We start from the raw sequence: 19,719 nt of genomic DNA, 5'->3' as shown, positions 1-19,719 counted from the left end.
GTCGCCTTCAGCGCAGAAGGAGTAAGGACTCATGGCAGTAGGCAAAGAGATACGTGGCAAGATCAAGAGCGTAGAAAATACGAAGAAGATCACCAAGGCGATGGAAATGGTCGCCGCATCGAAAATGCGCAAAGCGCAGGATCGCATGCGCGCCGCCCGTCCCTACAGTGAGAAGATTCGTAACATCGCTGCTAATCTGGCTAACGCAAATCCAGAATACACGCACCCGTTCCTGGCCGATGAAGCCAAGAACGAGGCCAAGGCGCTGGGTTTCATCGTCGTCACGACCGACAAGGGTCTGTGCGGCGGCATGAACACCAACGTGCTGCGTCTGGTGACCAACAAAACGCGTGAGCTGGAAGCCGCCGGCAACAAGATTGCCGCGGTGGCGATTGGTAACAAAGGTTTGGGTTTCCTGAATCGCGTCGGCGTTCCCGTGGTTGCGCAAGTGACCCAGATCGGCGACACCCCGCACCTGGAAAAACTGATCGGCCCCGTCAAAGTAATGCTGGAAAAGTTCCAGAATGGCGAGGTGGATGCGGTTTACCTGTGCTACACCAAGTTCATCAACACGATGAAACAGGAACCGGTGGTGGAGCAGCTGCTGCCGCTGCCGGCCGCGAAGAAACAGGCTGACGCGGGTAATCACAACTGGGATTACATCTACGAGCCAGACGCGGCGACTGTCATCGATGAACTGCTGGAGCGCTATGTAGAAGCGCTGGTGTACCAGTCGGTCGCGGAAAACCTGGCGTCCGAGCAATCGGCGCGCATGGTGGCGATGAAGGCGGCAAGCGACAACGCCGGCAATGTGATCGGCGAACTGAAGCTGATCTACAACAAGACCCGCCAGGCCGCGATTACCAAAGAACTCTCCGAAATCGTCGCCGGTGCGGCAGCGGTTTAAACGAATTTAACTATATTTGAAGGAACGAACATGGCTGATGGCAAAATCGTTCAGTGTATCGGCGCGGTGGTTGACGTTGAGTTTCCACGCAACGCAATGCCCAAGGTATTCGATGCCTTGAAGATGGAAGGCTCCGAGCTGACGCTGGAAGTACAACAACAATTGGGTGACGGTATCGTGCGTACCATCGCTCTGGGTTCGTCGGACGGTCTGCGTCGCGGCATGCAAATCCAGAACACCGGCAAGCCGATCATGGTGCCGGTTGGTAAAGCGACCCTGGGCCGTATCATGGACGTGCTGGGTAACCCGATCGACGAATGCGGCCCGGTCGCGCACGACCAGATCGCCTCGATCCACCGCGCGCCGCCTGCATACGACGAGCTGTCGCCATCGCAGGACCTGCTGGAAACCGGTATTAAAGTTATTGACCTGGTCTGCCCGTTCGCCAAAGGCGGTAAGGTCGGTCTGTTCGGTGGCGCCGGCGTCGGCAAGACCGTGAACATGATGGAACTGATCAACAACATCGCCAAGGCGCACTCGGGTCTGTCCGTGTTCGCCGGTGTTGGTGAGCGTACCCGTGAAGGTAACGACTTCTACCACGAAATGGCCGACGCCAAAGTGGTTGACCTGGAAAACCCGGCCAACTCGAAAGTGGCGATGGTCTACGGTCAGATGAATGAACCACCAGGCAACCGTCTGCGCGTGGCGCTGACCGGCCTGACCATGGCGGAAGCGTTCCGTGATGAAGGCAAGGACGTTCTGTTCTTCGTCGACAACATCTACCGCTTCACCCTGGCCGGTACCGAAGTGTCCGCACTGCTGGGCCGTATGCCTTCCGCGGTGGGTTACCAGCCTACCCTGGCCGAAGAAATGGGCCGTCTGCAAGAGCGCATCACCTCGACCAAGACCGGTTCGATCACCTCGATCCAGGCCGTGTACGTGCCAGCGGATGACTTGACCGACCCGTCGCCAGCGACCACCTTCGGTCACTTGGACTCGACCGTGGTGCTGTCGCGTGACATCGCCTCGCTGGGTATCTACCCCGCGGTGGACCCGCTGGACTCGACCTCGCGCCAGCTGGACCCGCTGGTCGTTGGTCAAGAGCACTACGACACCGCGCGCGCCGTGCAGGGCACCCTGCAGCGCTACAAGGAACTGCGTGACATCATCGCGATTCTGGGCATGGACGAGCTGGCTCCTGAGGACAAGCTGCTGGTGGCGCGCGCACGTAAGATGCAGCGTTTCCTGTCGCAGCCGTTCCACGTGGCTGAAGTGTTCACCGGCGCGCCTGGTAAATACGTGTCGCTGAAAGACACCATCAAGGGCTTCAAGATGATCGCCTCGGGCGAACTGGATCACCTGCCAGAGCAAGCGTTCTACATGGTTGGCACGATCGAGGAAGCCATCGAGAAAGCCAAGAAACTCAACTAATTGCTTGAGTTGTTCGGCCCCGTCGTGAGATGGGGCCGTTCCACCCGATAGGACACACATGGCAAACACTATTCACGTTGACGTGGTTTCCGCCGAGGAGTTGATCTACTCCGGCGAGGCCGAATTCGTCGCGTTGCCGGGTGAGCAGGGCGAGCTGGGCATCTATCCCAAGCACACGCCGCTGATCACTCGCATCCGTCCGGGCGCGGTGCGCATCCAGGTTCCAGGCCAGTCCGAGGAGGAGTTCGTCTTCGTCGCCGGCGGCCTGCTGGAAGTGCAGCCAGGCGCGGTGACGGTGCTGGCGGACACCGCGATTCGCGGCAAGGATCTGGACGAGGCCAAAGCGGTCGCGGCCAAGAAACGCGCCGAGGAAGCGCTGGCCAACAACAGCTCGGGCATCGACTACGCGAAAGCGCAAGCCGAACTGGCGGCGGCCATCGGCCAGCTGGCGGCGATCGCCAAGCTGCGTCAAGTCGCCAAGCACTAAGCAACGCACGCAGCATCAAGCAAAAAGGCAGCCCAGGCTGCCTTTTTTTATGCGCGGCGCGCGACGGCGCCGTGGCGCGTCAGGTAGCGCGCGCAGTCGTCGGCCGCCAGCGGCGGGCTGTACAGGTAGCCCTGGAACACCTCGCAGCCCAGGGCCAGCAGCGCGTCGCGCTGCTCGGCCGTTTCCACGAACTCGGCCACCACCTCGACCGCGCGCGCCGTGCCCAGCGAGGCGATGCTGTGGATAATGTCGCGGCTGATGCTGTTGGTCAGCACGTCCCGTGTCAGCGAGCCGTCGATCTTGATCGCGTGGATGGGGAAGCGGCGCATGTGCAGCAGCGAGGAATACCCCATGCCGAAATCGTCCATCGCCAGCGACACCCCCATGCTGACGATCGCCGCCAGGTTGCTGTCCACCATCTCGTGGGCCGGAATGGCCTGGCTCTCGGTGACCTCGAGCTGAATCTCGCCGGGCGCCAGACGGTTGCGGCGCAGGCAGTCCGCCAGCAGGCGCGGCAGCTCCGGCGCGTCCAGCTGCAGCGGCGAGACATTGATCGCCATGGTGATGTGCGACAGCCCCTGCGCGTTCCAGCGCGCCTTGCAGGCGCAGGCCTCCTCCAGCACCCAGCCGCCGAGCCGGCCGATCAGGCCGCCTTGCTCGGCCAGCATGATCGCCGCGTCGGCGCGCACCGGGCCATAGCGGCCGTGCCGCCAGCGCAACAGCGCCTCCACGCCCACCGCCACGCCGTCGCGGTCGTGCTTGGGCTGGAACGCCAGCGACACCGCCGGCGTGCCGAGGTCGCGCGCCAGCGTGGCCAGCAGGCCGCGCGCGATCATGCCGGATTTGCCGCTGCGCAGCACCGAGCGCAGATGCGGCTGCGCCGGCGCCACGATGGCGTCGATGGCGGTGTCGAACGCGAGCTTCTGTTCGCGCAGGCGGCGCGCCTCGGCGCGGCGCACGAAGGGCAGGTAGATGAGGGTGCTCACCACCAGCCCCAGCGCCTGCAGCGCGGCGCCGTGCCAGGAACCCGTGACCAGGTAGCCGGACAGCAGCGGCGGCGTGGTCCACGGCACCGTGAGGTCGTGCAGCGGCACCAGCCCGGCGTGCGAGGCGGCCACCGCGATCAGGGTCAGCGCCAGCGGCGCCAGCAGGAAGGGCGCGAGGAACATCGGGTTGAGCGCGATCGGCAGGCCGAAGATCAGCAGTTCGCTGATGTTGAACACGGAGGGCAGGGCCGACATCAGCGCCAGGCGCCGCAGCGGTCCTTCGCGCGCGACGATGAACAGGGCCAGCACCAGGCCCAGCGCCGCGCCCGAGCCGCCCAGCAATCCGAACGTGTCGACCAGCGGGCGCCAGCTTAGCGCCTGCTGGAAGGAGTCGCCGGTGATGCCGAACAGCAGATGCGCCAGCTGGTCCACCGCCACATTGCCATGCATGCCGACGAACCAGCATAGCTCGTTGAGCAAGACGACGCAGGTGTTGAGCAGCCAGTCGGCCTCCATCCACGGGTTGATGTTGGCCGCCAGCCGCGCCAGCCACGGCGCGCCGGCCGGCGCCAGCGCGGCCACCGCCTGCGCCGCCAGCATCACGATCAGCCCGAGTATCGCCAGGGGCGCCGTCATGCGCATGGCGTGGTGGAACACCGGCTCGCTGTCGTAGTCCGGCGCGCCCCGGCACACGGTCGCCAGCGGGCGCAGCAGTTCAGCGGTCAGCAGCCCGATGCCGATGCCCTGCAACATCGAGTGCTGGGCCAGGGCGGTGGTGACCGGCAAGCCGACCACACCGGTCCACAGCATGAAATTGGCGAGCGCGGCGATGCCGACCCAGGCCTGGATGCCGTCGTCCCGGCCATCATCCGCCGCCAGCCGGTGCGCCAGGCGGATGCTGACCACCACCGCCAGCGCCAGCCCGAACACGCCGTAGGTGGCGTTCATCACGTGATGGATGGCCGCCGGCCAGGTGGCGCCCAGCACTCGCGACATCAGCTGGCGCAGCGTCAGGAACGGTTGGTTGAGGAGCAGGCTGGCCGTCACGCCCACGAAGGTGATCGGCAGCAGCACGACGAAGCTGTCGCGGATGGTGACGCCATAGATGACGAGGCGGGCTTTGACCGCCGCGGCCAGCGCCGCGATCGGTGTCGGCAGCCTGCGATAAGGGCGCGTGCGCGTGTTCATTGGGTAGCCAAGGCTGGAACGGCGGAAGGGTGGGCGCTGGTATTGTCGAGATCAACGTCAGGGCCTGCCCCCAAGCAGGGCCGGCGCAACCCTGCAATGCATCATACAAACCACGGCCCCCGCCCAGCATCGGGCGATGCTGAAGTTGGTGTAGGGATTTCCTGAACCCCCGCATGCCGCTATTTGCCATGTCCGCCGCCTTTGTGTTTCGCGCGGGCGCTGGCCGCGCGTTGCAGGACCTTCCATTTGCCGACCTCGGCGATCCGCTCCAGCGGCGTTTGCTCGCAACGGCGCGCCTCGCGCAGCAGCTTGTGATAGTTGCGCAGGCGGTCTTCATCGACTGCGCCGCGCACCGCGCAACCGGGCTCGCTGGCGTGGCGGCAATCGCGGAACTGGCAGTGCGCCGCCAGCGCGTCGATGTCGTCGAAGCTGGCCGCGATGCTGGCCTCGTCGGCGTCGGGCTGCCAGCCGCGCAGGCCCGGCGTGTCGATGATGCAGGCGCCGCCTGGGCATAGATGCAGCGAACGGGTGGTGGTGGTATGCCGGCCGCGTCCGTCGCCATGGCGCACGCCGCCGGTTTGCTGGCGCGCCCGCGTCAGCGTGTTGGTCAGCGAGGACTTGCCGGCGCCGGAGGAGCCCAGCAACACCAGCGTCTGTCCCGCGCCCAGCCATGGCGCCAGTTGCGTGATGGCGGTGTCGCTCAGCGTGTTCACGGACAGCAGCGGGACGCCGGCGGGCAGCCGCTGGCGCAGCAGCGCCATGCGCTGTTCCACGTCCCCGGCGATGTCGGCCTTGCTCATCACCACCACCGGCTCGACCTGGGCGGTCTTGACGATGGCGAGGTAGCGCTCCAGCCGGCGCGGATTGAAGTCCTGGTCCAGCCCCATCACCAGCAGCGCGGTGTCGACGTTGCTGACCAGGCTCTGGTGCCGGCCGTCGTTGCCCCGGCGCGCGATGCGCGTGACGGGCGGCAGCACGGCGCACAGCCAGTGTTCATCATGGGCGGGGGTTGTGTGGAGCGCCCAGTCGCCAACGGCCAGGTCCTGCCGGTGCAGGGCCGGCACGGCGCGCGCGCGCAGCTCGGTGCTGCCGTCGTGTATGGTGAGCCACTCGCGGTGGATGGCGGTGATGCGGACCAGCCGGGCATCCGGCGGTGGGTTGTGAAGCTGGCTGACGATGGTGTTGTTCAGGCCGATACGGCGCAGTGATGCGAAATCGATGTCGATCATGATATGGATTCCAGTAAGACGAGCGATACCCTCCGCGACCAGGCGGTGGGCGACGAATACGGGAAGTCAGCTGCGCGATAACGCGCGGATCAACAAGCGGGTGGGTGTCCTGGCGTGATCAGGCAGCCGACAGGAGGGCAATATCTACGTGGCGCATGGGTTGGTCTCCTGTGGTTGAAGTGGAGCAGGCAGTGTCTCACCGCGCCGCCGGTGCGTCAATGGCTTTGCAGCTGCGGCGGTAGTCGGCCGGCGGCTTGCCGATCAGTTTTTCGAAGTCGGTGGTGAAGTGGGCCTGGTCGTAGTAGCCCAGTTGCTGCGCCAGCGCGGCCAGGTCGATGCCGCTGCCTTTGGCCAGCAGGTCGGCGGCGTCCAGCAGGCGGTTGCGGCGGATCACCCACTTGGGACTGGCGCCCACGTAATCCTTGAACAGCAGTTGCAGGCGGCGCACGCTGATGCCGGTGTGCGCCGCCAGTTGCCGCACCTGGATGATCTCCGGCTCGCCCTCGATCACGCGCAGGATGGCGGCGATGCGTTCGGTCTCCGCGTCTGGGGCGGGCAGGGCGGTGCGCAGGATGGCGCTGGCGGCGCTGACCATGGCCTCATCGTCCGGCGCTGCCAGCACGCCACGCTCGGCCGCGGCGTCGTCGCAGTCGAACACGGCCGACAAGGGCAGCTCGCGGTCGGTGATGGACTGCACCGGCTGCCGCAGGAAGCCGCGAAACGCGCCGGGCCGGAAGCTGGCGCCCAGCACGCGTCCGCTGCCGCGCAGCGTGTACTCGAACGCGCCGCTCATGACGCCAAATATGGCGGTGTGGCCGGCGTCGAACACCACGTGGATGGCGTGGCGCGGCAGGGTGCGCTGCACGTGCGTGACGCCCTCCGGCAGCGTCCACGCCACCAGCCAGAAAAAATCGACAAACGGCGCCAGGTCGTCCGGCGGCAGGTAGTGCTCCAGCCGGAACACTTTCTCGCCTGCGGCCGGATTCACCACCCCACGGGTGGGACGCGGTACACTGTGCAGCGTCGTCATTTTGGATTCGCGTTTTTACAAGACCGCCATCTTAGCAAGATTTATCGTGGGTTTTTCATCGCCACCAAGGAGAAACGCATGAACCAGCAACTGACCCTGTTCCACTGCCCGTATTCGCGCTCGACCGGCGTGCTGACGCTGCTTGAAGAGTTGCACGCGCCCTACGAGCTGCATGTGATGAACATGAAAAAAGGCGAAAACCGCGAAGCCGCCTATCTGGCGGTCAACCCGATGGGCAAGGTGCCGGCCATCCGCCATGGCGACGCCGTCGTCACCGAGCAGGTCGCCATCTACCTGTATCTGGCCGACCTGTTCCCGCAAGCCGGGCTGGCGCCGCCGCTGGGCGATCCGCAGCGCGGCCCCTACCTGCGCTGGATGGCGTTTTACGGCAGCTGCTTCGAGCCGGCCATCGTCGACCAGTGGATGAAGAACAAGCCGGCCGACAAGCAAGCCTGCCACTACGGCGATTTCGACACCATGTTCAGCACGCTCATCGAGCAGCTGTCGAAAGGCCCGTACCTGCTGGGCGAGCGGTTCACCGCGCTGGATGTGCTGTGGGCCACGGCGTTTGAATGGATGCTGATGTTCGGCATCGTGCCCAAGCTGCCGGTCATCGAGGAATATGTGCAACGCGTAAACAGCCGCCCGGCCGCCGTCGCCGCGCGCGAGAAGGACGCGGCCCTGGCCGCGGAGCAGGCCGCCGCGTGACGGTCACGGTGATCGGGCTGCTGGTGGCGCTGGGCCTGCCGTCGCTGCTGGCCTGGGTCCGGCGCGGCGAAGCGGAAGGGCGCGCCAAACAGCTGCGCCGCCTGGCGACGGCGTGGGCCGGCTGTGGCGCCCTGCTGGCGCTGGTGCTGCTGTGGGAACGGCGTCCGCTGGCCAGCATCGGCATTGCCTTGGCGGCGCCCAACTATCTGGCCTGGCTGGGCGGCGCCGCGCTGGGCCTGACCATGCTGGCGCTGACCGTCGTCGGCCTGATACAGGCTAGCCGGGCCGGCAAGGAGGTCCGGTCGGAAGGGCTGACGCGACTGCTCGACATGCCGCTGTGGTTCCGTTGCGCCGTGCCGCTGACGGCCGGCATCACCGAAGAGATCATGTTCCGTGGTTATCCGATCGAGCGCCTGCATGAATTGACCGGCAGCCTGTGGCTGGCGGCCCTGCTGCCGCTGGCGGTGTTCACGTTGGCCCACCTCGGCAGCTGGTCGTGGAGGCATCTGGCGGGGGTGGCGTTTGCCGGCACGTTGCTGACCGGGCTTTACCTTTGGCAGCGCGACCTGATCGCCTGCATGATCGCGCATGCGATCATCGACTCGTCGCTGATCTTCCTGCCGGCGCTGATGAAAAAACTGGCGGCGCGCCGCGATCAGCGCTTTTCTTCCATCACCGCCAGCAGGTGACCGTCCGGATCGCGGAAAAAGCCCATCCACAGTTCATGGTCGGGCATTTTGGCGATCAGGTGCGGCTCGCGCTCAAAGCTGACGCCCTTGGCTTGCAGCCCGGCCGCCACCGCCTCGATGTTTTCGACCTTGAAGTAGTGGCATACGCCGCTGCCGGCGTCGACCTTGTCCTTGCCGCCCTCCAGCATCAGCCGCACGCCGCCGCAGTTGAAGAACACCAGTTCGCCATAGCGGAACAGCTTGGGCAGGCCCAGCGCCTCGCCATAAAACTGCTCGGCGCGGTCGGCGCTGGTGACGGGAAGGGCGATCTGGCCCAGCGTGGATAGACCCATGATGTCTCCTTACGGCGGCCCGCGCCGTGACGTGTGAACGTGAGCGGCCCCAGGCTGCAAGGCCTTTCTGATGAGAGCGAGCGCTAACTCCGGTTGCGCGCTGCCGCACATGAAGATGTCGGCGGCGGCGAAATTGCGTTCCGGCCAGGTGTGGATGGTGATGTGGGATTCGGCCAGAAGCACCACGCCGGTGACGCCCTGGCCTGCGCCAAACGCGTGGAAGTGGCTGAACAGCACGTGCGCGCCGGCCGCTTCGGCGGCGCCGCGCAGCAGGGTTTCCAGTGCCGCGCAGTTGCTTAATTTTTCGGCGTCGATGCCGCTCAGATCGGCCAGCACATGGGTGCCCGACGGCGCGTGCACGTTCGACGCGGCCGCGCCGGCGGGGAGCGATTCCAGTTTCACTTGTGGCCTCCGCCGCCCGAGCCGCCACCCCAGCTGCCGCCGCCACCGCCGGTGTGCGAGCTCCAGGTGCTGCCGCGATAGCCGCCGCCGGCGCCGCCGCCGCCGGCCATGCGCAGCCAGCTGCTGCCCGAGGTCAGCACGGTGACGATGATCGCGTAGATGAAAAATTTACTCATGCCTGATCGTTGTTATCCAAGAAAATCGCCGGCAGGTAGATGGCCAGCGCGCCGATCGCGCTCAGGAACCAGGTGCCGGAAAAATTCGCCAGCAGCGGGATCGCATTCAGCGCCAGCATGAACCAGATGATGTACTTGGCCGTGTTGCGATAGCGGTTGTTGGCGAATGGCCTGGTTTTGGAGGGCGACTTCACGCGGCCCTTGAAGGCGGCGCCAAACCACAGCGCCAGCTGGTCGGCCGATACCGGCGAGGAGCGCGACCACGTCATCTCGCTTTCCGTGGTTTCGCTGGCCAGCCGCAACTGGCCGGCCTGGAATTCCTCCACCCGCGTGCGGTCGCCCACGGCCACGCGCCAGTTGAAGGCGCCCACCGCGTACGTTACCACCGAACCATAGTCGTACAGGCGGGAAAACTGGACTTTATCCACAACCACCGCCGGCGCCCCCGGCGTGTAGGCGACCGGCCACTCGGCCAGCACGTTGGCGCCGGACCAGCCATCGTCGGTCTCCACCAGCCAGGAGAAGCCGGAGCGCGGGCCGTACATCAGGTATTCGTTCCACTGCGTGCCCTCGTCGTCGGCGCGGCGCATCATGCCGATGATGGTGAATTCCTGGTTGTTGATCTTCGCGCTCGCGCCCAGTTCCAGCGTTAGCGGCACGGCCGCCACACGCTCGCCGGCGGCCACCACCTGCGCCTCCGGGCTGGCGGCGTCGATCCGGGTGGCGCAGGCGGGGCACACCAGGTTGGCCGTCACGCCGGGCAGGTATTTGATCGGGCTGCCGCAGGATGGGCAATCGAGCGCATCGAGCTTGCCGCGATAACGTCCGGCCGCGCGCTGGATGGTGTCGTCGTCGCGCAGCAGCTGGCATTGCAGGCTGTCCAGCGTCACCGCCAGGCCGGTGTAGATCACGGGGCGCGGCGAATCCGAATAATCGAGCGTGATGAACTCCGCGCCGCGCCGGAAATCGGCCACGCGCGCCTGATAGCCATCGCCCACCTTGAACGGCAGCTCGCCCTGGCCGCCCACGCAATCGGCCACGCGCACCTCGGCCGCCATGTAGGGCGCGCCGTTGATCGGATAATTGCGCCCCGGCGTCAGCTGCTCGAGCGGCGGCACCTGGGCCTCGCCCTGGTACTCGGCGGTAATGGTGTACATGCCGGACGAATCGCCCAGCCACGAGGTCTTGCCATCGTCGAAAAACAGATACCACTCGTTCCACATGCCGGCCGAATAGCGCAGCTGGATGCGGCCCACCACCGTGAACGGCCGCCCGCCCAGCACGCCGGCGGTGCCGATCTGGATCGGCGAGTAGTCCTCCAGCACGGACGACATCTTGCCCAGGTCCTTGACCGCGTCCGCATCCTTGAGCACGCGCGTGCTGCAATATTCGCAGACCGCCATGACCGAGGCATGCGAGCGGAATTTGACCTCCGCGCCGCAGCTGGGGCAGGAAACGATTTGCACGCGCTTAGCCGATCAGTTTTTTCAGCAGTTCGGCCTTGGCGCTGTCGTAGTCGGCGGCCGAAATCAGGCCTTTGTCCAGCAGCCCTTTGAGTTTTTCCAGGCGCGCCTCGATCGGCTCCTCGACCGGCGCGGGGGCGGCTTGCGGCGCCAGCGCCGCGCCCATGCTCTGGCCGATGGCCTGGCCCACCGTCATGCCGGCGCCCAGACCGGCGCCGATGCCGGCCAGGCCGCCCTCGTTCTGCGCCGCCAGCGGAATCGCGCTGGCCACCTGGTACTTGGTGAAGCCGGCCAGCTTGTCGGCGCTCATGCCACCCTTCATGCCGGCCGAGATGCGCTCGTCCAGCGCCGCCTGCAGTTCCTCCGGCAGGCTGACGCTGGCCACGTTGAACTCGTCCAGCCCGATGCCGTAGCGCGCGAAGGCGGTGGTCAGGTCGCCCTTGACCTGCTGCGCCATCAGGGCCTGGTTGGCCGCCATGTCGAGGAAGGGCACTTGCGACGCGCCCAGCGAGCTGGCCATGGTGGCCATCAGGATGCCGCGCAACTGGTCTTCCACCTCATCGCGGGTGTACGTCTCGCGCGTGCCGCTGATTTCGGTGAAGAAGGCGCGCGCGTTGATCACGCGGTAGGAGTACATGCCGAAGGCGCGCACGCGCACCATGTCGAAGTCCTTGTCGCGGATGGTGATCGGCTGCGCCGTGCCCCATTTGCGGCCGGTCTGCACGCGGGTGCTGAAGAAGTACACGTCCGATTTGAACGGCGAGGCAAACAGCTTGTCCCAGTTCTTCAGGTTGGTCAGCACTGGCAGGGTTTGCGTGGTGAGGGTGTGGGTGCCGGGGCCGAACACGTCCGCCACCTGGCCTTCGTTGACGAACACCGCCACCTGCGACTCGCGCACCACCAGCTGGCCGCCGTTCTGGATTTCCTGGTCGGCCATCGGATAGCGCCATGCCAGCACGCCGTCGGTGTCCTCGTTCCATTGCAGTACATCGATAAACTGCTTCTTGATAAAGCTGCCGATACCCATGATGGTCCTCGCTTGAAATTAGGAGATGCAGGCGCCGTTGATCACGCCGATGGAAATGGAGATGGCACTCAGCAGCCCGCCGAACGCCGTGTTGTTTGCCTCGATCTGGTCTTTCGACATATTCAGCACGCGGGTGGTGATGGCGTAGGCCAGCATCTGCACCACCATGGCGCCGAAGGCCCAGGCGAAAAATTCACGGTAATCGGCAGTATGCATCAGCGCCGAACCGATAGTGATGGAAAAACCTATCAGCGCCCCGCCCAGCGATAGCGCCGCCGCCTGATTCCCGAGGCGGATCAGTTTCACCTCGTCGAAAGGTGTCATCCACGTGTAGGCTTTGAAGAACACCGCCAGCAGCACGGCGGCCAGCAGCAGGTGGATCAGATAGTTTAGGATGGCGGGCACGGCGCACCTTCGCAGTCAGCGTCATTCCCGCCTTCGCGGGAATGACGGATAATAAAATGGTTGACTGAATAATAATTCAAACTGGCGTAAATGACCAAAAAGATTCTAATCCTCTCCGTCTTCGTGGTGGCATCCTGTGGGCTGGCGTATGAGCTGATCGCCGGCGCGCTGTCCAGCTACCTGCTGGGTGACTCGGTGCTGCAGTTCTCCACGATTATCGGATGCTACCTGTTCGCCATGGGCGTGGGCGCGCACTTTTCCAAATACGTGCGCGACGAGGATGTGCTGGCGCGCTTTGTGGATATCGAACTGGCGGTGGGTCTGGTTGGCGGCGTATCGGCGGCCACGCTGTTTTTGACTTTCTCGTGGATGCCGGCGCCGTTCCGCACGCTGTTGTACACCATGGTGTTTCTGGTCGGCGCCTTTGTCGGCATGGAGGTACCGCTGGTGATGCGCGCGCTGAACGAGCGCAAGACGGCTTTCAATGAACTGGTCAGCAAGGTGCTGACCTTCGATTATCTTGGCGCGCTGGCGGTGTCGCTGCTGTTCCCGCTGGTGCTGGCGCCATATCTGGGGCTGGTGCGCACCGGCTTCCTGTTCGGGATGCTGAACGTCGGCGTGGCCCTGTGGACAATCAAGGCGTTTTCCACAGAGCTGAAAAATATCACCGGCCGCATGCTGCGCGCCTGCTCGGTCATGTGCCTGCTGGTGTTCGGCTTTGCCTTCGCCGACAAGCTGACCTACTGGGGCGAACATGGCCTGTTCGGTGACGAAATCGTGTTCGCCACCACCACGCCGTACCAGCGTTTGGTGATCACCAAGTGGAAGGACGATACGCGCCTGTACATCAACGGCAACCTGCAATTCTCCTCGCGTGATGAATACCGCTACCACGAGGCGCTGGTGCATCCGGTACTGCAGCCGATGCCGTGGGCCAGGCGCGTGCTGGTGCTGGGCGGCGGCGACGGCCTGGCGCTGCGCGAGATCCTGCGCTACCCGAACATCGAGCACGTGACGCTGGTGGATCTGGACCCGGCCATGACCGGCGCCTTCACGCGGCGCGAGGAACTGGTCAAGCTCAATCATGGTTCCTTCAGCGACAAGCGCGTGCGCGTGGTGAACGCCGATGCGGCCATCTGGCTGCAGCATAACGACGATATGTTCGACGCGGTGATCGTGGATTTCCCCGACCCTTCCAGCTTCGCGCTCGGGAAACTGTACTCGGTGCCGTTCTACGGCATGGTGCGCAAGCATCTGGCGGCGAACGGTTTGATGGTGGTGCAATCGACCTCGCCGTTTTTCGCGCCGCACGCCTACTGGACCATCGACGCCACGCTGCGCGAGGTGGGCATGAAAACCTACCCGTATCACGCCTACGTGCCGTCGTTTGGCGAGTGGGGTTTCATCCTGGCGTCGCCGCAGGCACAGTACACGCCACCCACCAGCTACCGTCTGCCGATGCGCTACCTGAACGCCGATACCACGCGCGAGATGTTCATCTTCCCGCCCGATATGAAGCCGATGGCGATGGAGCCGAACCGCCTCAACACCCAGTCGCTCGTGCATGAATTCGAGCAGGACTGGCGCCGGGTGATCCGCTGATGCTGCGCCGTTCTTTTCTGGTCTGGGCTGGCGCTTCCGGGCTGGCCGCCGCCGGCAGCGGACTGGCGTTCCAGCGCTGGCAGGAGATCACGCCGACCGTTCATTACGTCGGCCGCGATGAGGGCCACTTCCTGCGCGACCGCCGAGCCTTGCCGCCGCCATCGCAAGTGATCCACACCGATATCGCGATTCTTGGTTCCGGTGTGTCCGGCCTCACCGCCGCGTGGAAGCTGAAAAAGCTGGGCAAGACCGATGTGCTGATGATCGACGGCCCTCAGCCCTACGGTAACGCGGCCGGCGGCGCCTTCGGCGAATACGAATATCCGACCGGCGCGCATTACCTGCCGTTGCCCTCGCCGGAGTCCACGCATGTGCGCGAAATCCTGGCGGACCTTGGCATCATCCAGAAGGATGCGTTTGCGGAGAAGCCTTACTACGACGAGCGCTTCATCCTGCACGCGCCGGAGGAGCGGTTGCTGTTCAACGGCCACTGGCAGGACGGCTTCATTCCCACCGACGGCGTGCCGCGTTGGGAGCTCGATGAACACAAGCGCTTCTTCGACGAGGTGCATCGCCTGCGCGGCCTGCATGGCGCGGATGGCCGCCGCGTGTTCGTGTTCCCGACCGTGATGTCGTCGGAGGATCCGCAATGGCAGGCGCTGGACCGCATCACCCTCAAGCAGTGGATGGATCAAAACGGCTACAAGTCGCCCACGCTGCACTGGTATCTGAACTACTGCTGCCGCGACGATTACGGCACCCGCTACGACAAGGTGTCGGCGTGGGCCGGTCTGCATTACTACTGCAGCCGCTGGGGCCAGGCCGCCAATGCCGGCAACGGCGCCTGGCTGACATGGCCGGGCGGCTTGCAGCCGCTGGCTTCCGCCATGGAGCGTGCGGCCGCCATCCCGCGCATGGCCGGGACGGCGGTGTCGCTGAAGAAAACGGCGGACGGCGTGGAGGCCTTGTGCTTCAAGCTGGATGACGGCAAGCCGACCACCTATCTGGTGCGCGCCCGCAAAGCCATTTGCGCCATGCCGACCTATGTGGCGGCGCGGGTTGTGGATAACATCGCGGAATACGGTTTCGACGCGGCCAGGCATGCGCCCGAATACGCGCCGTGGATGGTGGCGAATTTCCTGCTCAAGCGCTTCCCCGAGGAGTTGCCCAGCCAACCGCTATCGTGGGACAACGTGGTGTACAGCGAACCGGGACTGGGCTTCGTGGTGTCCACCCACCAGGATATCCGCGTGCGGCCGCCGGAGAAGACCGTGTTCAGCGCCTATGTCGCGCTGTCCGACCGCAAGGCCAGCGCCGCGCGCCATTGGATGGCGGCGGCCAAGCCGGAGGAGTTGCTGGCGCTGGCCAGCGCCGATCTGAAAACCGCCTACGGCGCGCAGTTCGCGTCCTGCGTGGAGCGGGTCGACATCACGCTGCGCGGCCACGCGATGGCGGTCCCATGGCCCAACTTCCGCGGCAACGCCGGCATGAAGGCGCTGCGCGAGGTCGATGGCCCCATCCTGTTCGCGCACGCCGACCTGTCGGGCTTTTCGGTGTTCGAGGAGGCCGCGTGGTGGGGCTATCGCGCTGCACAGTTGGCCGCGCGGTGATATCCTGAACCGATGACACATAACGCCCGCCAGCGCTTCCGCGCCACCCCGAAACTCAAGCTGCGCGACAAGGACGCCGACGACGCGGCCTTCTCCAGCCGCGCCGCCAATCCCAAGCTTGGCAAGTCGCGCGCCAAGGCGCTGGACCTTGAGCGCACCGCCGCGCTGATCGACCGCATCGCCGCCTTGCAGGACAAGCTGTACGCACAGCACAAGCAGAAGGTGCTGCTGATCCTGCAGGGCACCGACACCGCCGGCAAGGACGGCACGGTGCGCGCGCTGTTCAGCCGCGTCAGCCCCATGGGCTTGCGCGCCGTGGCCTTCAAGGGGCCGACCGACAACGAGCTGGCGCACGATTACCTGTGGCGTGTGCACCAGCATGTGCCGGTGAATGGCGAGATCGCCATCTTCAACCGCAGCCACTACGAGGATGTGCTGATCACCAAGGTGCAGGGCTGGATCGACGACGACGAGTGCAAGCGCCGCTACGCGCAGATCCGCGACTTCGAGCGCATGCTGGCGGAAACCGGCACGGTGATCATCAAGGTGTTCCTGCACATCTCCAGGGAAGAACAGCGCGAGCGCCTGCAGGAGCGTCTGGACGATCCGGACAAGCAGTGGAAATTCAACCCGGAGGACATCAAGCAGCGCGAGAAGTGGGACGACTACCAGCGCGCCTACGAGAAAGCCATCCGCGAGACCGACGCGCCGCACGCGCCATGGTACGTGGTGCCGGCCAATTCCAAGACCCATCGCAACATGGTGATTGCCAGCCTGCTGCTGGAAACGCTGGAGGGTATGGACCTCGCTTATCCGCCGCCGCACCCGGACCTGTCGTCGTTCACGGTGGTGTAGTCAGGCGGTCCACCATGCGCTTGACGGCCGCCATCTGGCGGCCATTTTTTTGCGCGTAGCGCGTGTCGTCATGGGCAAACCAGTCCCAGCACGCATTCGGATTGGTGAAGGTGGCGGCGGTCTGCGGATACAGGATCAGCAGGCGGTTGTTGTCGGCCCAGGCGTTGTAGCCGGCGTGGCGCACAAAGGTGGCGCCGATGCTGTCCGGGTCCTGGTGGCAGCCATGGAACGCCACATGCAGCTTGCAGCCCAGGCCGCCGCCGCTGTCGCAGGACGCCGGAATGTATAGGTAGCCGAAATCCGCCATGCCGTGCCAGGCGGGCAGGGCGATGAATTCCGATTGATCGAAGGCGATGAAGCGGCCGCTCAGGGCGCCGCTGTTGCGCGCGTTGAGCGGGCCGTAGATCCAGTTCAATAGTTCTCCGGCGGCATCGTATCGGCAGTTGTTGATGTAGGGCGAGGCCAGCGTGCGGCAACTGTTGCCGTAGCTGTCGGTGGGCATGGCGTGTTCGGCGTTGAGGTTGCGCCGGTAGCTGATGCGGTTGGCGTCGACGTAATGGCGGTAGTAGGTGTACAGGTCGGTCATCACGGCTTGCGGCACGACGGAGTCGGCGTCGCCGGACAGCATCCAGACGCGGTGGCCGGCCAGCGCGCTGGTGGGGTCGATGGTTTGCGAGGCGGCGAACCAGTCGGTGAGGGTGATCAGGTCCGGCACGCGGGTGCCGCCGGGCCGCACGCGGCACAGCAGCAGGTCGGTGGTGCAACTGCAGACGGTGGTGGCGGTCAGCACGCTGCCTTGCGCGCAGAAGTAGGGGCCGCCGGCGATGACGCCGGCGCCGATCACGCTGCGCGAGTACGCCACCTCGAACTGCACCGCCATGAAGGCGCCGGACGACAGGCCGGAGACGCTGACCTGCCCCGCGCGCATGGTCGGCAGCGACCCCACCTGCGCCTGCGCGGCGCAGACCCACAGTACTAGCAGGCAAAATATTCGCATGACCACCTCCGTCCTTCTGGAGGCAACGGTAACTCCGAACCGGCTATTTTGCTTAATCTGGGTCAATCGTGCGAGGGGCACTAAATTGGACTAGAATGATTTTTTTTCTCATCCTTTCCTGTCGACCATCATGTCCAAGACCATCGCCCAATTGTGCCTCGTTTCCTCGCTGACCGCCCTGGCCAGCGCCTCCGCGTTTGCGCAAGCGCCGGCTGCCGCGCCCGCCGCACCAGCCGCCACGGCGGCGGCTCCGGGCAGCTGCCCTGCCATCCTCAAGCAAACCTTCAAGCGCCTGCAAGATGATTCCCCACAAGACCTGTGCCAGTACGCCGGCAAGGTGATTCTGGTGGTCAACACCGCCAGCTACTGTGGCTTCACCAATCAGTACGAAGGTCTGGAAGGCCTGTACGCCAAGTACGGCAGCAAGGGCCTGGTGGTGCTGGGCTTCCCGTCGAACGATTTCGGCCAGCAGGAGCCGGGTTCCAGCAAGGAAATCGCCGATTTCTGCTACAACACCTACGGCGTGAAATTCCCGATGTTCGCCAAGTCGGTGGTGTCGGGCAAGGAACCTAACCCGCTGTTCGCCAACCTGATCAAGGCGACCGGCAAGGCGCCGGCCTGGAACTTCCACAAATACCTGATCGACCGTCACGGCAACGTGGTGACCAACTTCGGCAGCAAGGTCACCCCGACCGATAAGCAACTGGTCAGCGCGGTGGAAAAAGCGCTGGGTTCCTAAGCCCGAACCAGCTCGAAGCCTTCATCCAGCCAGCCTGTAATCCCGCCCGGCATCACCTTGACCGGGCGGCCCAGCTGCGCCAGCCGCACGGCCGCGCGCGCCGCGCCGTTGCAGTGCGGGCCGGCGCAATACACCACGAACAGCGTATCGGCCGGAAATTCGGCGATCTTCGAGCCGATGATCTTGCGGTGCGCCAGATCCAGCGCGCCCGGCACGTGGCCGGCCGCGTACTTCTCCGTGCCGCGCACGTCCAGCAACACAAAGTCCTGCTTGCCGCTGGTGAGGGCGTCATGCACGTCCCAGCAATCGGTCTCGAAACTGAAACTGGCCTCGAAGTGGGCCAGGGCGGCGGCGCTGTCGGCGGCGGGGATGGCGGTAACGAGGGACATCTGAATCTCCTGTAGTGATGAGCGATGGCCTCATTGTGCGGCAGCCGCGCCACGGCCAGAAGTGGCGCATCAGCCATTCTGCGTTAAGATTGCGCCATGAAAAAACATCTCGTGGTGGCGCTCGCTTACGACCGCCTGTGCACTTTTGAGTTCGGCTGCACGGTCGAACTGTTCGCGCTGGAGCGCCCGGAACTTGGCGTGGACTGGTACGACTTCGCCGTCTGCGCGGTGGAGGAGGGGCCGATCCGCGCGGCCGGCGGCATCACCGTGCAGGCGCCGTACGCGCCGGAGCTGCTGGCGCTTTGCGACACCATCGTCATCCCCGGCTGGCGCGATGCCGACGAATTGCCGCCGCCGCGGCTGCTGGAGTGGATACGCGCCGCCCACGCGCGCGGCGCGCGCCTGTGCTCGATCTGCTCGGGCGTGTTCGTGCTGGCCGCCGCCGGCGTGCTGGACGGCCAGCGCGCCACCACCCACTGGCGCTACGCCGAGCGGCTGGCGCAACGTTATCCCCTGATCGATGTGCAGCCCGACCATCTGTACGTGGACAACGGCCAGGTGATCACCGCCGCCGGCTCGGCCGCCGGGCTGGACATGCTGCTGCACCTGGTGCGGCGCGACCATGGCGCCAAGGTCGGCAACCTGGTGGCGCAGCGGCTGGTGGTGGCGCCGCACCGCGAGGGCGGCCAGGCGCAGTTCCTGCCGCGTCCCATGGCGCAGGGCGAGCAGGGCCGGCTGTCGAAATTGATGGACTGGCTGCGCAGCAACCCGGCGCTGCCGCACACCGTGGCCAGCATGGCCGAGCGCGCCGCCATGAGCCCGCGCACCCTGCAGCGCCAGTTCCAGCTGGCCACCGGCCTCGGCCCGGTCGAGTGGCTGATCCGCGAGCGCGTGGCCATCGTCAAGGACATGCTGGAAGAGCCGGATGTGCCGCTGACGCGGATCGCCGAGCGCGCCGGCTTCGGCTCCGAGGAATCGCTGCGTCATCACTTCCGCAGACTTGCCGCGACGACACCGGGCGCTTACCGGCGGCGCTTCGTGCTACGCTGACCGTCTCTCTCGATGAA

21 protein-coding genes are annotated in these 19,719 nt (G+C 65.3%); 10 read left to right on the top strand and 11 right to left on the bottom strand.

The genetic code is table 11. From position 1 onward, the window contains the following. The first annotated feature begins 31 nt into the window (after positions 1-31). Genes atpG through FHW83_RS13090 form a run of 3 tightly spaced genes read left to right on the top strand, consistent with a single transcriptional unit; the run spans position 32 to position 2,825 of the window. Positions 32-907: a F0F1 ATP synthase subunit gamma gene (gene atpG, locus FHW83_RS13100; RefSeq protein WP_176646790.1), complete on the top strand. Its 876-nt coding sequence runs from the start codon at positions 32-34 to the stop codon at positions 905-907. Between the two features lie 30 nt (positions 908-937). Beyond that, positions 938-2,338, top strand: a complete 1,401-nt coding sequence (atpD, locus tag FHW83_RS13095) for a F0F1 ATP synthase subunit beta (protein ID WP_092280724.1) — start codon at positions 938-940, stop codon at positions 2,336-2,338. 58 nt (positions 2,339-2,396) lie between these two features. After that, the gene (locus FHW83_RS13090) at positions 2,397-2,825 is read left to right on the top strand and encodes a F0F1 ATP synthase subunit epsilon (RefSeq protein ID WP_176646789.1); all 429 of its coding nucleotides are present in this window, start codon (positions 2,397-2,399) and stop codon (positions 2,823-2,825) included. A 47-nt stretch (positions 2,826-2,872) separates the two neighbouring features. On the opposite strand, the gene FHW83_RS13085 is transcribed toward FHW83_RS13090, so the two are convergent. The 3 genes from FHW83_RS13085 to FHW83_RS13075 form a co-directional block, all read right to left on the bottom strand. After that, complete coding sequence (locus FHW83_RS13085) at positions 2,873-4,999, bottom strand: EAL domain-containing protein (RefSeq protein WP_176646788.1); 2,127 nt, start codon at positions 4,997-4,999, stop codon at positions 2,873-2,875. Between the two features lie 179 nt (positions 5,000-5,178). Then, the gene (gene rsgA, locus FHW83_RS13080) at positions 5,179-6,228 is read right to left on the bottom strand and encodes a ribosome small subunit-dependent GTPase A (protein WP_176646787.1); all 1,050 of its coding nucleotides are present in this window, start codon (positions 6,226-6,228) and stop codon (positions 5,179-5,181) included. Positions 6,229-6,424: 196 nt separating this feature from the next. After that, the gene (locus FHW83_RS13075; protein ID WP_176646786.1) at positions 6,425-7,258 is read right to left on the bottom strand and encodes a helix-turn-helix domain-containing protein; all 834 of its coding nucleotides are present in this window, start codon (positions 7,256-7,258) and stop codon (positions 6,425-6,427) included. Between the two features lie 78 nt (positions 7,259-7,336). Between FHW83_RS13075 and FHW83_RS13070 the strand changes: the two genes are divergently transcribed. Further along, positions 7,337-7,966 carry a glutathione S-transferase family protein gene (locus tag FHW83_RS13070; RefSeq protein ID WP_176646785.1) on the top strand — a complete coding sequence of 210 codons (630 nt, stop codon included), beginning with the start codon at positions 7,337-7,339 and terminating at the stop codon, positions 7,964-7,966. Next, a complete protein-coding gene (locus FHW83_RS31320) occupies positions 7,963-8,655 on the top strand; it encodes a type II CAAX endopeptidase family protein (RefSeq protein ID WP_176646784.1) in 693 nt (230 codons plus the stop codon). The genes FHW83_RS13070 and FHW83_RS31320 overlap by 4 nt, the downstream gene beginning before the upstream one ends. Here the strand turns inward: FHW83_RS31320 and FHW83_RS13060 are convergent. The 6 genes from FHW83_RS13060 to FHW83_RS13035 are packed head-to-tail and all read right to left on the bottom strand — an operon-like array spanning position 8,622 to position 12,460. Then, positions 8,622-8,987, bottom strand: a complete 366-nt coding sequence (locus FHW83_RS13060) for a VOC family protein (protein ID WP_176646783.1) — start codon at positions 8,985-8,987, stop codon at positions 8,622-8,624. The genes FHW83_RS31320 and FHW83_RS13060 overlap by 34 nt on opposite strands. Before the next feature lie 9 nt (positions 8,988-8,996). Continuing rightward, entirely contained in the window at positions 8,997-9,389 is a 393-nt protein-coding gene (gene speD / locus FHW83_RS13055) for an adenosylmethionine decarboxylase (protein WP_176646782.1), read from the bottom strand. Then, the gene (locus FHW83_RS13050; protein WP_176646781.1) at positions 9,386-9,565 is read right to left on the bottom strand and encodes a hypothetical protein; all 180 of its coding nucleotides are present in this window, start codon (positions 9,563-9,565) and stop codon (positions 9,386-9,388) included. Before FHW83_RS13050 ends, speD begins: the two co-directional genes overlap by 4 nt. Beyond that, on the bottom strand, positions 9,562-11,031 hold the full coding sequence (locus FHW83_RS13045; RefSeq protein ID WP_176646780.1) for a DUF4178 domain-containing protein: 1,470 nt from the start codon (positions 11,029-11,031) through the stop codon (positions 9,562-9,564). The genes FHW83_RS13050 and FHW83_RS13045 overlap by 4 nt, the downstream gene beginning before the upstream one ends. A gap of 4 nt (positions 11,032-11,035) precedes the next feature. After that, entirely contained in the window at positions 11,036-12,055 is a 1,020-nt protein-coding gene (locus tag FHW83_RS13040) for an SPFH domain-containing protein (protein ID WP_176646779.1), read from the bottom strand. Positions 12,056-12,073: 18 nt separating this feature from the next. Further along, entirely contained in the window at positions 12,074-12,460 is a 387-nt protein-coding gene (locus FHW83_RS13035; RefSeq protein WP_373997211.1) for a DUF350 domain-containing protein, read from the bottom strand. Between the two features lie 90 nt (positions 12,461-12,550). Between FHW83_RS13035 and FHW83_RS13030 the strand changes: the two genes are divergently transcribed. From FHW83_RS13030 to FHW83_RS13020, 3 genes are read left to right on the top strand one after another with little or no spacing between them, the layout of a single operon-like run. Continuing rightward, complete coding sequence (locus FHW83_RS13030; protein ID WP_176646778.1) at positions 12,551-14,062, top strand: polyamine aminopropyltransferase; 1,512 nt, start codon at positions 12,551-12,553, stop codon at positions 14,060-14,062. Next, the gene (locus tag FHW83_RS13025; RefSeq protein WP_176646777.1) at positions 14,062-15,672 is read left to right on the top strand and encodes an NAD(P)-binding protein; all 1,611 of its coding nucleotides are present in this window, start codon (positions 14,062-14,064) and stop codon (positions 15,670-15,672) included. Before FHW83_RS13030 ends, FHW83_RS13025 begins: the two co-directional genes overlap by 1 nt. Before the next feature lie 12 nt (positions 15,673-15,684). Continuing rightward, complete coding sequence (locus FHW83_RS13020) at positions 15,685-16,527, top strand: PPK2 family polyphosphate kinase (protein WP_176646776.1); 843 nt, start codon at positions 15,685-15,687, stop codon at positions 16,525-16,527. On the opposite strand, the gene FHW83_RS13015 is transcribed toward FHW83_RS13020, so the two are convergent. Next, complete coding sequence (locus tag FHW83_RS13015) at positions 16,514-17,524, bottom strand: PHB depolymerase family esterase (RefSeq protein ID WP_229224163.1); 1,011 nt, start codon at positions 17,522-17,524, stop codon at positions 16,514-16,516. The genes FHW83_RS13020 and FHW83_RS13015 overlap by 14 nt on opposite strands. 130 nt (positions 17,525-17,654) lie before the next feature. Here FHW83_RS13015 and FHW83_RS13010 point away from each other — a divergent pair, with 130 nt between their 5' ends. After that, positions 17,655-18,263 carry a glutathione peroxidase gene (locus FHW83_RS13010; RefSeq protein ID WP_176646775.1) on the top strand — a complete coding sequence of 203 codons (609 nt, stop codon included), beginning with the start codon at positions 17,655-17,657 and terminating at the stop codon, positions 18,261-18,263. On the opposite strand, the gene FHW83_RS13005 is transcribed toward FHW83_RS13010, so the two are convergent. Then, positions 18,260-18,652: a rhodanese-like domain-containing protein gene (locus FHW83_RS13005; protein ID WP_176646774.1), complete on the bottom strand. Its 393-nt coding sequence runs from the start codon at positions 18,650-18,652 to the stop codon at positions 18,260-18,262. The two genes, FHW83_RS13010 and FHW83_RS13005, sit on opposite strands and share 4 nt — an antisense overlap. 96 nt (positions 18,653-18,748) lie before the next feature. On the opposite strand from FHW83_RS13005, the gene ftrA reads away from it, so the two are divergent. Then, on the top strand, positions 18,749-19,702 hold the full coding sequence (ftrA, locus tag FHW83_RS13000) for a transcriptional regulator FtrA (protein WP_176646773.1): 954 nt from the start codon (positions 18,749-18,751) through the stop codon (positions 19,700-19,702). The last annotated feature ends 17 nt before the right edge of the window (positions 19,703-19,719 follow it).

It is taken from the genome of Duganella sp. SG902, from assembly GCF_013376005.1.
GTDB lineage: Bacteria > Pseudomonadota > Gammaproteobacteria > Burkholderiales > Burkholderiaceae_D > Rugamonas.
This window is presented reverse-complemented; position numbering and strand designations above follow the sequence as displayed.